This window comes from Stenotrophomonas sp. 3diitr2024 (assembly GCF_042136455.1).
Lineage (GTDB): Bacteria > Pseudomonadota > Gammaproteobacteria > Xanthomonadales > Xanthomonadaceae > Stenotrophomonas > Stenotrophomonas sepilia.
Genome location: NZ_JBHHMJ010000620.1, coordinates 1 through 12,184 on the forward strand (window position 1 = coordinate 1; position 12,184 = coordinate 12,184).

14 protein-coding genes are annotated in these 12,184 nt (G+C 66.8%); 7 read left to right on the forward strand and 7 right to left on the reverse strand.

What is annotated here, in order from left to right; translation table 11 throughout:
* Positions 1-63 precede the first annotated feature (63 nt).
* The 5 genes from ABGA94_RS16075 to ABGA94_RS16095 form a co-directional block, all read right to left on the reverse strand.
* Entirely contained in the window at positions 64-702 is a 639-nt protein-coding gene (locus ABGA94_RS16075; protein WP_005415657.1) for a ferric reductase-like transmembrane domain-containing protein, read from the reverse strand.
* 82 nt (positions 703-784) lie between these two features.
* The gene (locus ABGA94_RS16080; RefSeq protein WP_375367789.1) at positions 785-1,519 is read right to left on the reverse strand and encodes a DUF2063 domain-containing protein; all 735 of its coding nucleotides are present in this window, start codon (positions 1,517-1,519) and stop codon (positions 785-787) included.
* The gene (locus tag ABGA94_RS16085) at positions 1,512-2,357 is read right to left on the reverse strand and encodes a DUF692 domain-containing protein (protein WP_005415659.1); all 846 of its coding nucleotides are present in this window, start codon (positions 2,355-2,357) and stop codon (positions 1,512-1,514) included. The genes ABGA94_RS16080 and ABGA94_RS16085 overlap by 8 nt, the downstream gene beginning before the upstream one ends.
* A 56-nt stretch (positions 2,358-2,413) precedes the next feature.
* Positions 2,414-2,890 carry an EF-hand domain-containing protein gene (locus tag ABGA94_RS16090; RefSeq protein ID WP_069139051.1) on the reverse strand — a complete coding sequence of 159 codons (477 nt, stop codon included), beginning with the start codon at positions 2,888-2,890 and terminating at the stop codon, positions 2,414-2,416.
* Positions 2,891-2,986: 96 nt separating this feature from the next.
* Positions 2,987-3,631 (reverse strand): DoxX family protein, encoded by a 645-nt coding sequence (locus tag ABGA94_RS16095; protein WP_375367790.1) that lies wholly within the window; start codon positions 3,629-3,631, stop codon positions 2,987-2,989.
* Positions 3,632-3,973: 342 nt separating this feature from the next.
* Between ABGA94_RS16095 and ABGA94_RS16100 the strand changes: the two genes are divergently transcribed.
* From ABGA94_RS16100 to ABGA94_RS16120, 5 genes are all read left to right on the forward strand, one after another.
* Positions 3,974-4,768, forward strand: coding sequence for an alpha/beta fold hydrolase (locus ABGA94_RS16100; RefSeq protein ID WP_375367791.1), 795 nt, complete (start codon positions 3,974-3,976; stop codon positions 4,766-4,768).
* Positions 4,769-4,771: 3 nt separating this feature from the next.
* Positions 4,772-5,317 (forward strand): redoxin family protein, encoded by a 546-nt coding sequence (locus tag ABGA94_RS16105; protein ID WP_095377751.1) that lies wholly within the window; start codon positions 4,772-4,774, stop codon positions 5,315-5,317.
* Between the two features lie 57 nt (positions 5,318-5,374).
* Complete coding sequence (locus tag ABGA94_RS16110) at positions 5,375-6,115, forward strand: response regulator (protein ID WP_375367792.1); 741 nt, start codon at positions 5,375-5,377, stop codon at positions 6,113-6,115.
* Entirely contained in the window at positions 6,112-7,425 is a 1,314-nt protein-coding gene (locus ABGA94_RS16115; protein ID WP_375367793.1) for a sensor histidine kinase, read from the forward strand. The genes ABGA94_RS16110 and ABGA94_RS16115 overlap by 4 nt, the downstream gene beginning before the upstream one ends.
* 184 nt (positions 7,426-7,609) lie before the next feature.
* Positions 7,610-8,869, forward strand: coding sequence for an MFS transporter (locus tag ABGA94_RS16120; protein ID WP_375367794.1), 1,260 nt, complete (start codon positions 7,610-7,612; stop codon positions 8,867-8,869).
* 4 nt (positions 8,870-8,873) lie between these two features.
* Here ABGA94_RS16120 and ABGA94_RS16125 read toward each other — a convergent pair whose 3' ends face one another.
* The gene (locus ABGA94_RS16125) at positions 8,874-9,821 is read right to left on the reverse strand and encodes a nucleoside hydrolase (protein WP_375367795.1); all 948 of its coding nucleotides are present in this window, start codon (positions 9,819-9,821) and stop codon (positions 8,874-8,876) included.
* 306 nt (positions 9,822-10,127) lie between these two features.
* On the opposite strand from ABGA94_RS16125, the gene ABGA94_RS16130 reads away from it, so the two are divergent.
* Both ABGA94_RS16130 and ABGA94_RS16135 read left to right on the forward strand, forming a co-directional pair.
* Positions 10,128-10,559, forward strand: a complete 432-nt coding sequence (locus ABGA94_RS16130) for an SMI1/KNR4 family protein (protein WP_245152099.1) — start codon at positions 10,128-10,130, stop codon at positions 10,557-10,559.
* Between the two features lie 443 nt (positions 10,560-11,002).
* Positions 11,003-11,329 carry a hypothetical protein gene (locus ABGA94_RS16135; protein ID WP_197657155.1) on the forward strand — a complete coding sequence of 109 codons (327 nt, stop codon included), beginning with the start codon at positions 11,003-11,005 and terminating at the stop codon, positions 11,327-11,329.
* Positions 11,330-11,421: 92 nt separating this feature from the next.
* On the opposite strand, the gene ABGA94_RS16140 is transcribed toward ABGA94_RS16135, so the two are convergent.
* The gene (locus ABGA94_RS16140) at positions 11,422-12,141 is read right to left on the reverse strand and encodes a GntR family transcriptional regulator (RefSeq protein ID WP_049414197.1); all 720 of its coding nucleotides are present in this window, start codon (positions 12,139-12,141) and stop codon (positions 11,422-11,424) included.
* Between the last annotated feature and the right edge of the window lie 43 nt (positions 12,142-12,184).

The following is a 12,184-nucleotide window of genomic DNA, read 5'->3' on the forward strand; positions in this document are numbered from 1 at the left end:
CCATGCTCGGCTGAACCAGAGAGGCAGCCGAGCATGGGCTCGGCTCTACAAGTAACCGCCTCCTCAAGAACTCCGCAGCGGCGGCCGCGCATGCGCATTGCGCCGCAGTGACTGCGCCCGCTTGGCTATCCAGCGCACCACGAAGGCGGTGAACAGCAGTGCCGACGGCACCGCATACCAGAAGTTGCCTGGCACGCGCTTGAAGTACGAGTAGGTGAACACCGCCGCGATGATCCACATGCCGGTCAGGTGCAGGCGACGCCAAGCGGTGGGGCCCATGCGGCGGGCGATCCCCCGATGCGAGGTGATGGCCAGCGCCAGGATGGCGATGTAGCCCACCGTGCCCGGGAGGTTGGCCAGCGCGGATCGTGCTGGCCAGAACGCCGGGTTGAGGATGCCGAAACTGGTGATGGCGATGGCATGCAGCAGGTGCGAAAACGCGAAGGACAAACCGACGGTGCGCCGTTCGCGCAGCAGGAACCGGGTGAATGGGCCGGGCAGAAGACTGGCGAACGACGATGCGGTGAACGCCGCCAGGAACAGCAGGAACGATGTACGGGCAGTGACCCGTATCGCCGCACGGCTGCCTTCGGCTGCATCGGGATACAGGGCGAAGGCCGCCAGCGCGAATGCGATCAGGACCACGGCCATGGCCACAAACAGGCGCCAGCCGTGCAGGAAGGAAGTGTTGGAAGCAGGCATGGTGAGACCTCGAAGCAGGAATGGGGAGCACCGGCCGCTGGCCGGGCGATGAGTGGGTAGCGCCGGCCGCTGGCCGGCACCCTCAACAGTCGTTCGGCACAACCAGCACGCTCGCCGCACACAGCTCGCCCAGTACGGGCGCGCAGGCCGCGCGCAATGCGTCCGTTGCCACGCCATGTGCCTCGGACAGCGCCCGGAGTGCTGCTTCCACAGCTGCGCCGTCGTCACCAAAGATCGATAGCAGCGCGTAGGCCAGCGGCGACAGTTGCTCGACCTGCAGGCTGAAATCGGCGAGGCGCCGGATCAGCAGCAGCGTGGGCGCAGCGCTCGGCACCGGTTCCAGCCCCTCGTCCTCGTGCACCGGCGACTTGTAGCCCAGCACCCGCACCAGCGGCGAAACCGCCAGCACATCGCTGCCCTCGGGAACGCTGTGCAGCGACTGCCCGGCGTCACGCGCTTCAATGTGCAGCGACTGCAGCGTGCTCTCGTAGTGCGCCAGTTCCGCTGCCCAGGCCGGGAGTGCCAGCGTGTCCTGCACTGCCAGCCAGGCCGTGAACTCGCCGGCGATCTGTGGGAACAACGGGGTCTGGCAGGCGTGGTGGGCGTAGTAGTGCTCCACTGTGTCGCGCCAGTGTGGCGTGCCCAACTGCTGTTGCAGGCGCGGCAGGCTGCTGGCCAGCAGGGCGTCCAGGCTGTCGATGCACAGGCGGCAGTATACCGCCAGCCTGCCCGCCTCGACGCTGTCGGGTGCGGCCATTGCTGGGTCGCGCACATGATCGGCCCAGCGCCGTTGCAGGGTAGCCAGCGACTCAGCCATGGGCCACCTCGGGCCAGCGTGCCTCGGCTTGCGCCTGGCGGATCTGCGCGACCTCGGCCAGCAACTCCGCCAGCGGCGGAAAGTTGAAGTCGCGTTCGAGCAGCGTGGGGCGCACGCCGACCCGCGCATAGGCCTCGCGCAACAGCGCCCAGACCACGCCTTTCACCGGGGCACCGTGGGTATCGATCTTGAAGCCATCACCTTCATCGAAATGGCCGGCCACATGCAGCGAGGCAACACGGTGGGACGGCACGCGGGCCAGGAATTCGAAAGCGTCGTAATCGTTGTTGCAGGCGTTGACGAAGACGTTGTTGACGTCCAGCAGCAGGTCGCAGTCGGCTTCGGTGAGCACGGCGTTGATGAAGTCGATCTCGCTCATGTCCGCGCCGGCAACGGCGTAGTAGGAGATGTTCTCCACGGCGATGCGTCGGCCCAGCATGTCCTGTACCTGGGCGATGCGGCCGGCGACATGGCGTACGGCCTCGGCGGTGAACGGCAGCGGCAGCAGGTCATAGACATGGCCACCGGCGGCGCAGTAGCTCAGGTGTTCGCTGTACAGCTGCACCTGGTGCAGGTCGAGGAAGGCACGGGTCTGTGCCAGCAGGGGGAGGTCCAGCGGATCAGGACCGCCCAGCGACAGCGACAGGCCGTGGCAGGTCAAGGGGTGGCGCTCGCTGAGTTGGCGCAGCGCGGCGCCGTGTGCACCGCCGACGCCGATCCAGTTGTCGGGGGAGACTTCGAGGAAGTCGATGGCGCCGGCCGGCATTGCCAGCAGCTCGTCGATCAGGCCACGGCGCAGGCCAAGACCGGCGGCATTGGAGGGCAGGGGCAGGGACATGGCGGATGCTCCAGAGAGAGGGCGCCGCCTTGAAGGCGGCGCCGGTTGAACGTCGATCAATCGGCAACGCGGGAGAACAGGCCCTTCGGCATCGGCTTGCCGTTGGCGGTGTAGACGCTGCGCAGGTAGTCGTGTGCTTCCTGCTCGCTGATGTAGCCGTCGTGGTCGGTGTCGATGCGGTCGAACTCGGCGGCACGCTTGGCGGCCACCGCGTTGAACTCGGCGCGCGAGACCTTGCCGTCGTGGTCACGGTCGGTGCGGGCAAACGAGGCGTCGCCGCACTTGCCTTCGCCACACTGGCCCTCGGCCACCTTGGCCTTGCCGGCGGGCTTGCCGGTGGTGGCCTTGTTGGCCCCGCACTTGCCTTCGCCGCACTTGCCTTCGGCGGCGGCGCTCATGGCCACCGCGCTGATCGCCAGCGGCTGGATCGCAGCGGCCTGGCCGGCCAGCAGCAGGCCACCGGCCAGGGCGATGCCGATGGCACCGATGCGCGGCAGACGGGAAGAGGGGGTGTTCTTGGTCGAGACGGACATGGTGGTGACTCCTTGGGAATGCACGCGACGCGTGCGGGGTGGACGCCGCCGAAAAGGCGACGGAAAGGGAAACACTCGGGAACAGGGGGAAGCGGCTCAGGCGGTGCGGCGGCGTCGCAGCAGATGACCCAGCAGCAGCACGCCACCGAGCAGGGCGCCGCCGAAGCCGACGCCGGGCAACAGCGCGGCAACCGGCAGCAACAGGGCGATCAGGCTGACGCCCCAGCCCAGGCCGTCATTGCCGACGGGGGCATGCTGTGGGCCGACCAGCAGCCGGTCCACGCTGAGCGCGCCACCGCCGTTGAGGATCAATGGCAGCAGCATGGCCAGGAACAGCAGCGGCAGCTTGAAGTTGCCGTAGCCCTGGTCGGTGATCGCGTAGCCCTGCCAGAGTTCACCCAGGCCGTTCCACTGGTCGGGCCAGTGCACGGCGGCGATGGCGACCACCGTCAACACCCAGAAGACGTAGGCCACCGAGCGCGTGGCTAGGCCGAGCAGCAGCATCACCGCACCCACCAGTTCCAGCCAGGTGGCCAGCTGCCAGTTCAACGATGCGGGCAGGGTGGAGAACGGGAACGGGAATCGACCTTCCAGGTCGGAGAACCAGTTCTGGCCGCCCAGCTTCTCGCGGCCGGACTCAAAGAACTCCCAGGCCAGCAGGGTGCGCAGCGCCAATGGCGACAGCCAGCGGCCGACGGCGTCCAGGCGGGGGGTATACACGGAAGAGGCGGTGCTGATCATGGTGGTGTCCTGCGGGCCAGTGGTCGATGGGGGCCATTCCAGGCGGTGCAGGTATCGGCAACGTGTGCCGTTGCCCGGGGTTTTGTCAGCGACTGTGGCCGCGACCGGGGTTTCGTACAGTCCGATACAAAGACGATGCGTGGATGCACATCGGGGCGTTGTGCGCACGCGGGCGGGGAACGATGTCCGGCCGGTAGTAGCCGGCCTGGCCCGTCGCGCAAATGTATCCCAGTGTAGAAACCCGCCTGCGCCCTACAGTCCGGTACAACTCCGCGCCACGGAGAAACAGCGCCGATACACCGGCAGGCGGAAATGGCCACTCCCAACACCGGAGTGACACCCATGATCCGTACCTCCTTGCTTGCCGCCGCTCTCGCCCTGGCCGGCGCTGCCGCCCCCGCCTTCGCTACCCAGGTCGATACCGCTGCACCGCCCACCGTCATCCTGGTGCACGGCGCCTTCGCCGATGGCTCCAGCTGGAGCAAGGTCCTCACCACGCTGCACGACTGGAAGGTGCCGGCGGTGGCGGTGCAGAACCCGCTCACCTCACTGGCCGACGATGTGGCGGCCACCCGCCGCGCGATTGCCGCCGCGCCTGGCAAGGTGGTGCTGGTCGGCCACAGCTGGGGTGGCACGGTCATCACCGAAGCGGGCAATGACCCGAAGGTGCAGGCGCTGGTGTACGTGGCGGCCTTCGCACCGGATGCAGGGCAGTCTTCGGCGCAACGGGGCGAAGGCTTCCCGGTCGGGCCGGGCCTGGCCCGGCTGCAGGAGAGGGATGGCTACCTGACCTTGCCGGCCGATGCCATCGCCCAGGACTTCGCCCCGGACGTGATGAAAAAGTCGGCCGCACTGCTGTACAGCACGCAGGTCCCGTTGAAGGCCAGCGCGCTGGGCGAGGTGGTGAACGTGGCGGCCTGGCGCAGCAAGCCGAGCTGGTACGTGCTCAGCCGTGATGACCGCATGCTGTCGCCACAGCTGCAGGCCGCGACCGCACGTCGCATCGGTGCTCAGCTGCAATCGATCGGCAGCAGCCATGTGTCGCTGCTTTCGCATCCGGCGCAGGTGGCCGACAGCATCCTGGAAGCGGCGGGGGTGAAGCCGGTGGAGCTGCCGCTGGCCGAGCAGGGGGGCTGAGCGATGGCCGCACTGCGAGGGTACGCACTGCCGCTGCTGCTGGGCCTGCTGGGCGGAGCGGTGTTGTTGCTGGCATGGCCCAGCCCGGAGGCCGATGCGCGGCCGGCACAGGCCGTTCCCGCCACCGGGTTCGACGGTGGCGGGCCCTGGCACAACAGCCCACCGCTCACACTGAAGCAGTTGCGGGGACAGGTGGTGCTGGTCGAGTTCTGGACCTACACCTGCAGCAACTGCCTCAACGTGGCGCCGTATGTCCACCAGTGGCATGCACGCTACGCGCCGCAGGGCCTGAAGGTGATCGGCGTGCATACGCCGGAATTCGCCCATGAAGGGTTGCCCGGCAACGTGCGCAAGGCCATCGCGCGGTTGGATATCACCTGGCCGGTGGTGCAGGACAACCAGTACCGGATCTGGAACGCCTGGGGCAACCGCTTCTGGCCCGCGCTGTACCTGCTCGACCGGCAGGGACGGGTGGTCTACCGCCATTACGGCGAGGGCGACTACGCACGTACCGAAAGCGAGATCCAGCGCCTGCTGGCCAGCCCTTGAGCCGCGCTACCATGGCCGCGCCGCGCGGCCCTGACCTCCGTCTTCATCGAGAACGCAATGAACCATGTACCGCACATCCTGGTCGTCGACGATGACAGCGAGATCCGCCAGATGCTGGCCGACTACCTGCAGCGCAACGGCCTGCGCGTGAGCCAGGCCGACGGTGGCCGGGCCATGCGCGCGCTGATGGATACCCATGCGGTGGATCTGGTGGTGCTGGACGTGATGATGCCGGGCGAGGACGGCCTGAGCCTGTGCCGCAACCTGCGCGCCGGCAAGCATCGTGCGGTGCCGGTGGTGCTGCTGACCGCCCGCGATGACGAAACCGATCGCATCATCGGCCTGGAAATGGGCGCTGACGACTACGTGACCAAGCCCTTTTCCTCGCGCGAACTGCTGGCGCGCATCAACGCCGTGATCCGCCGCACGCAGATGCTGCCGCCGAACCTGCAGGTGAGCGAGGCCAGGCGCCAGCTCGCCTTCGGCGAGTGGCGCCTGGACACCACCGCGCGCCATCTGCTGGATGCGCAGGACACTGCGTATCCGCTCAGTGGCGCCGAGTTCCGCCTGTTGCGCGTGTTCCTCGACCACGCCAATCGGGTGCTTAGCCGTGACCAGCTGCTCAGCCTCACCCAGGGCCGCGATGCCGAACTGTTTGATCGCTCGATCGACCTGCTGGTCAGCCGCGTGCGCCAGCGACTGGGTGACGACGCGCGCGAGCCGACCTACATCAAGACCGTGCGCAGCGAAGGCTATGTGTTCAGCGTGCCGGTGCAGTTGCTGGGGCCGGACGAATGAACACCTGCGCACGCCGTCCACACTGGCCGCGCACGCTGTCGGCGCGGCTGCTGCTGGTCCTGCTGGGCGGACTCACCCTGGCCCACGCGCTGTCCTTCGGCCTGCTGTTCTTCGAACGCTACCAGTCCACCCGTAGCATGATGCTGCGCAACCTCGACGAGGATGTGGCGGTGAGTGTCGCGCTGCTGGAGCACCTGCCTGTGGCGCAGCGTGAGGCCTGGGTGCCGCGGCTGGAGCGGCGCACCTACCGTTACCTGCTGCGCCCGGCCGCGGCCGGACCAGGGCTGCAGACCGACCGTGCACGCCAGGTCACGGCGATCATCGACGACAGCCTGCAGCACCGCTATCGGTTGCAGGCGCGCCAGGTGGCTCGCCTGCCGGAGCGGTTCGAGGTGGAACTGCGCCTGCACGACGGCACACCCTTGACCATTGAAGTCACTCCGTCGGGCCTGCCGCTGGCACGTTGGCTGCCCGCCGTGCTGCTGGTGCAGCTGGCGCTGCTGCTGGTGTGCGCGTGGTTGGCGGTGCGCCTGGCCCTGCGCCCGCTGCAGCAGCTGTCGCATGCGGTGGAGCATCTGCAGCCGGGCAAGGACGGGCCTGCACTGCCTGAAGATGGCCCTGCGGAAGTGGGCGGCGCGGCGGCTGCACTCAATGCACTGCAGGCACGCATTCGTGGCCATGTCAGTGAGCGCCTGCAGATCCTGGCCGCGATCTCGCATGACCTGCAGACCCCCATCACGCGCATGAAGCTTCGGGTGGAGACCCTGCCTGAAGACAGCACCCAGCAGCGGCTGCTGGCCGACCTCGACCACCTGGGTCAACTGGTGCGTGAGGGCGTGGCCTATGCGCGCAGCAGCCACGTCGCCAGTGGCGCGCCGGTGTCGATGGACCTGGGCGCGTTCCTGGCCAGTGTGGTCGGCGATTACGAGGACATGGGAAAGCCGGTCATTGGTGGTGCGCCCGCTGGACTGGTGGTGCAGACCTGGCCGCAGCCGCTGCGCCGGGTGGTCGGCAATCTGGTCGACAACGCATTGCGCTACGCCGGCGCCGCCGAGATCGAGGCGGGCCGCGATGAGGCCGGAAGGGTGTGGATCAGCATTTCCGACCGTGGCCCCGGCATTCCCGAGGACCAGCTTCAGGCAGTGCTGGCGCCGTTCCACCGGCTGGAAAGCTCGCGCAACCGCGATACCGGCGGGACCGGCCTGGGCCTGGCCATCGCGGTGCAGCTGGCGCAGTCGCTGGGCGGCTCGCTGCGGTTGCACAACCGCGAGGGTGGCGGCCTGCGGGCGGAACTGCAGCTGCCGGGCTGAGTTGCCCGGCCTTGTGTTCCAGCAAGGATGCTTCTGCTTCGGCCTTGGCGGTGAGCGCTTCACCGGTCATGAAACTCAGTGCATGCACGCAGCCGACAGCCGATGACCGGCATTTCACCCCGTCCATGCCACGCTGCGCGGAACCTGCCCAACCGGGACCGAGGCTGTTGAAGGCGAACACGCAATGACTGCGGCGCGGCAGCGCTCGATGTGGGTGGCGGGCCTGTCCACGGTGGTGGAGTGGTACGACTTCACCCTGTACCTGTACTTCGCCACGGTGCTGTCGCGGGTGTTCTTCGGCGGTGGCGAGCAGGCGTTGCTGGTGACCTTGGCTGGCTTCGCGGTGTCCTACCTGATGCGTCCGCTGGGCGCGCTGTGCTTTGGTCACCTGGGTGACCGGCTCGGCCGACGCTGGATGTTGCTCGCGTCGATGGCGTTGATGGCAGCGGCAATGCTGGCCACTGCGCTGCTGCCGACCGCGGCCACCGCAGGCGCCACGGCCGGCGTGCTGCTGCTGGTGCTGCGCTGCGTGATGGCGTTCTCGGTGGGCGGCGAATATACCGGCGTGGTGGCGTACCTGCTGGAAAGCGCACCGGCGCGCCGACGCGGCCTGGTTACGTCATTGGCTTCGGCGGCCAGCGAAGTGGGCGCACTGCTGGCGGTGGCGATCTCTGCACTTACCGTCGCGCTGCTGCCCACCGCGCAGCTGGACCGTTGGGGCTGGCGGATTCCGTTCCTCGTCGGCGCCGCGCTTGCGCTGGTGATCCTGATTGCGCGTTCGGGCATGCACGAGTCGCCGGAGTTCGAGCGCCAGCGCCGCGAAGGCAGCATTCCCGCCACACCACTGCGGCATGTGCTGCAGCATCATCCGTTGGCGGTGGCGCGCACGTTCGCGATTTCGGCGCTGGGATCGATCACCTACTACGTGGGCATCACCTATGTGCCTGCATTCCTGCACGCGCAGGGCCACGATGAGGGTGACGCACTGTGGCTGTCGACGATCGCGGCGGTGGCAGTGATCGCGATCACGCCCCTGTGTGGCGCATTGTCGGACCGCCTCGGACGACGTCCGGTGTTGTTGGGCCTGACCGTGCTGGCAGCGCTGCTGCCGCTGTCCCTGTTTGCGTGGATGGCAGAGGCGACGGCGCTGGGCATCGTGCTGGCGGCGGTGCTGCTGGCCTGCGTGGCCGGCGGTGTAAGCGCGGTGGCGGCCCCGGCCACGGCTGAGCAGTTCCCAGGCGAAGGCCGGGTCAGCGGCCTGGCACTGGGGGTAACCATGGCCACTGCCTTCTTCGGCGGGGCAACGCCATGGCTGGCGCAATGGTGGGTGGAGCGCAGCGGCTGGGCGGCGGCGCCGGGCGCGATGATCGCGCTGGTGGCGGTGCTGGTGCTGCCGGTGCTGTGGACCCTGCCCGAGACGGTCCCGGGCAGGGCCAGGCGCTAGACGGTCAGACCTTCAGGGTCTGCTCGATGTCGGCCAGTACCGCGGCCGCATCCACACCGATGGCAATCGACTGCACCACGTGGCCGTCCCACACGCTGGGGCCGAATGCCAGGCCTTCCGGCTTGGGAATGGTCATGCCGCGGGCAACGCCGTCGGTGGCCACACGCACGCTGGCGCGCTCGAACTGGAACAGTTCCGGGCGGGTCAGCGCGATGCATGCGCAGCAGTCATGCACGACCATGCCCTTGTGGCCGGCCTGCAGGTAGAAGTCGACGTAATCCTGCGACAGCGCACGGACCAGCTCGGCGTCGGCACCGCCGATGGCGGCCAGCTTATCCAGGCCGTCACGGTCCATTTCCACGCGGGTGGTCACGTCCAGGCCGATCGCGGTGACCGGCCAGCTGGCGGTGAACACCACGTCGGCCGCTTCGGCATCGCCCCAGATGTTGGCCTCGGCGGCCGGGGTGATGTTGCCGTTGACGTGGAAGGCGCCGCCCATGATCACCACGCCGCGTACCAGGCCGGCGATGTCCGGGGCCTGCTGCAGGGCCAAGGCCAGGTTGGTCATGCGGCCGACCGCGACCAGGGTCACCTCGCCCGGATGGGCGCGGACCAGGTCGATGATCAGCTGGTGGGCGGGGCGCGCGTCGGCGGTCACGTCCAGTTCGGCCGGCACCGGGTGGTTGCCCAGGCCGTTGTGGCCATGGATGTGCACCGGCCAGGCTTCCGGGGTGGCTTCCGGCTGCAGCGGGCCACCGGCACCGCGCGCGACCGGTGCGGCAAAGCCCCAGGCCTGCTTCAGGTACAGCGCGTTGTGCGTGGTCGATTCCACCGAGGCGTTGCCGAAGGTGGTGGTGACGCCGATCAGGTCGATCTGCGGGTGCTTGTGCAGGTACAGCAGCGCCAGGGCGTCGTCGACGCCCGGGTCGGTATCGAAAATGACTTTCAGCATGTTGTTGTTCTTCTTCTTCCGTGTGGTGCGGGGGGCGCCGGCGGCCCGGAGACAGGCCGGCGCGCCCTACATTGTCCCATCTTCATGACAGGCAGGGCGAACCGCGGCGTCGGTGGGGGCATATCATCGCCTTCAAGGTAGGGTGTCGACTCGAACCGTTTGAGAGCTGTCCTGCCAGACTCCGAACCATCTTCATCGATGACGAGCCAGTGCCACTTTGCATTGCCGACACCTACTATGCAGAGAACGGCAGCAGTTCCGTATTTGAAGAGCGCACCTGGCTCATTGGCAGGAGGTGACTCCTTGGTGGAAACAATTGCAGAGAGTTTCAGGAAAATAGCGATGAAATATCAACTAACAGAAGGACAGCTCAATGGTCCAGCTCAACTTTCGGCCATTGATAGCCTGCCAGAAGACTTGAGAACGGCACTCCCTAAGAGCTACCTTGAATTCCTTAAGATTCACGACGGCGGCGAAGGATTCATTGGCGATAACTACATAATTTTTTGGAGGGCAGAAGAGCTGGTTGATTTCAATCGTGAGTATGAAGTCGAGACGGATGCGCCCGGTGTATTTTTGTTCGGCTCCAGCGGGGGAGGAGAAGCGTATGGATTCGACATGTGGGATGTCGCTATGCCGGTAGTAATGATTCCTTTTATAGGCATGGATCGTCAATACGCCATCGTGGTAGCGGCCGACCTTCCGGATTTATTTGCGCAATTGGCAGAGCGAGAATGATTGGCCTGGATAAGCACGCACGCCCTAAAGGCATGGAGCTGTTCGAGCTTAGACCCGTTATCGTTGGTGGTGATCCGGTCAGCCCTGAGAACAAAGCCTGGTTGACGAGAGAGCAGCATTTTGAGGCTGTGCGCTACTGGAATAGGATTGTCAGAAGTCTGCGTGATGGGCCGAAGTAGCTGGAGATAGAACGGTGTAGAAGGAGTAGGTCAGGAGCGGCCAGCTGCTATATCAGACATCTTGAATTGCTAAGCGAACCGGAGGATGTCCGGCTCGCGCAAGATGGTTTGTAGAATTCCTGCAGGTCTGACTAAAATGCTTGGTCAACATTTATCGATAGCCTCGCAGAGTATTTATTCGAGCGGAAATCCGATGGAAAAGCCGCGCTGCAACCAATGGATCAGTCGCGGTAGGTATGCCCCCCCTGCTCAAGGAGCTGCGCCATGCTGGTGGTAACCCTGGTCTTGGTCGCCCTGGTATTGGGCTTGAACCTCGTCGCCACCTTCGTGGTGCTGGGGCGCGAAGAGGTGTCGGCGGGCGGCCGGACGGTGCAGCTGCTGCTGGTATGGCTGCTGCCGCTGGTCGGCGCCATCCTGTGCCTGGCAGTGGCCACGGCCGATGGCTCCGGCAGCCGGGGGGATGGCGGCGGAAGCCATGACACCTCCGTTGGCTATGCCAGTGACAACCACAGCCATCACAGCTACAGCAGCTCCGACTGCAGCAGCGACGGTGGCAGCGGTGACGGCGGCAGCTGCGGTGGTGGCGATTGACGAGATGTTCCAGGATGCCGGCCGGCGGTCGGCACTACCAGGGCGTGACCTCGGCTGGGTAGTGCCGGCCGCTGGCCGACACCCTCATCCGCTCAACCGCCGCCTTCGGTCGGCAACGGCGCCGGCACGTTCAACAGCCCGCCCGCTGCCACATAGGCGGCCAGGGCCTGGCCCTGGCTGAGCAGATGGCGTTCCATGGTGCGTTCGGCAGCCTGCGCGTCGCGGCGGCGGAAGCACTCCATCAACTCGCGGTGTTCGGCCAGCGACTGCGCGGTGCGGCCTGGAGTCAGCAGCTGGCGGCCGCGATGCATCTTCAGGATGCGGTGCAGGTCGTGGGTGATGCGGATCAGCCACGGATTGCCCGCGTAATGCTGCACGGTTTCGTGGATCAGGTAGTTGTTGCGGTAGTACTCGGCAATGTTGCCCTCGGCCGCCGCGGTTTCCATCGCTGCATGCAGGTCTTCCAGCTGCTGCACGCCGGCATCATCGATGTGCCTGACCGCCTCGTGTGCGCAACGGCCTTCCAGCATGGCCATTACCGGGAACAGCTGGTTGAGGTCTTCCAGCGTCAACCGGGTGACCCGGCTGCCACGACCTGCGTCGATCTGTACCAGGCCTTCGGCGGCCAGCAGCTTCAAGGCCTCGCGCAGCGGCGTGCGGCTGATGCCCAGTTCTTCGCACAGCGCGGGCTCGTCGATCCACTCGCCCGGCGGCAGCCGGTAGTCGTAGATGCGCTCGCGCACGTGGTCGGCCACCTCTTCATACAGAGGCGCGCGCTTCTTCGGTGATCGCGGGGCAGGGGCAATGGCCATGGAGGAAGTGTACCGCCAGGTAGTGCCGGCCGCTGGCCGGCAA

Excerpts from the sequence above, each read along its gene's own strand:
- ABGA94_RS16075 (WP_005415657.1), bottom strand. The coding sequence starts at position 702 with ATGCCTGCTTCCAACACTTCCTTCCTGCACGGCTGGCGCCTGTTTGTG.
- ABGA94_RS16080 (WP_375367789.1), bottom strand. The coding sequence starts at position 1,519 with ATGGCTGAGTCGCTGGCTACCCTGCAACGGCGCTGGGCCGATCATGTG.
- ABGA94_RS16085 (WP_005415659.1), bottom strand. The coding sequence starts at position 2,357 with ATGTCCCTGCCCCTGCCCTCCAATGCCGCCGGTCTTGGCCTGCGCCGT.
- ABGA94_RS16090 (WP_069139051.1), bottom strand. The coding sequence starts at position 2,890 with ATGTCCGTCTCGACCAAGAACACCCCCTCTTCCCGTCTGCCGCGCATC.
- ABGA94_RS16095 (WP_375367790.1), bottom strand. The coding sequence starts at position 3,631 with ATGATCAGCACCGCCTCTTCCGTGTATACCCCCCGCCTGGACGCCGTC.
- ABGA94_RS16100 (WP_375367791.1), top strand. The coding sequence starts at position 3,974 with ATGATCCGTACCTCCTTGCTTGCCGCCGCTCTCGCCCTGGCCGGCGCT.
- ABGA94_RS16105 (WP_095377751.1), top strand. The coding sequence starts at position 4,772 with ATGGCCGCACTGCGAGGGTACGCACTGCCGCTGCTGCTGGGCCTGCTG.
- ABGA94_RS16110 (WP_375367792.1), top strand. The coding sequence starts at position 5,375 with ATGAACCATGTACCGCACATCCTGGTCGTCGACGATGACAGCGAGATC.
- ABGA94_RS16115 (WP_375367793.1), top strand. The coding sequence starts at position 6,112 with ATGAACACCTGCGCACGCCGTCCACACTGGCCGCGCACGCTGTCGGCG.
- ABGA94_RS16120 (WP_375367794.1), top strand. The coding sequence starts at position 7,610 with ATGACTGCGGCGCGGCAGCGCTCGATGTGGGTGGCGGGCCTGTCCACG.
- ABGA94_RS16125 (WP_375367795.1), bottom strand. The coding sequence starts at position 9,821 with ATGCTGAAAGTCATTTTCGATACCGACCCGGGCGTCGACGACGCCCTG.
- ABGA94_RS16135 (WP_197657155.1), top strand. The coding sequence starts at position 11,003 with ATGCTGGTGGTAACCCTGGTCTTGGTCGCCCTGGTATTGGGCTTGAAC.
- ABGA94_RS16140 (WP_049414197.1), bottom strand. The coding sequence starts at position 12,141 with ATGGCCATTGCCCCTGCCCCGCGATCACCGAAGAAGCGCGCGCCTCTG.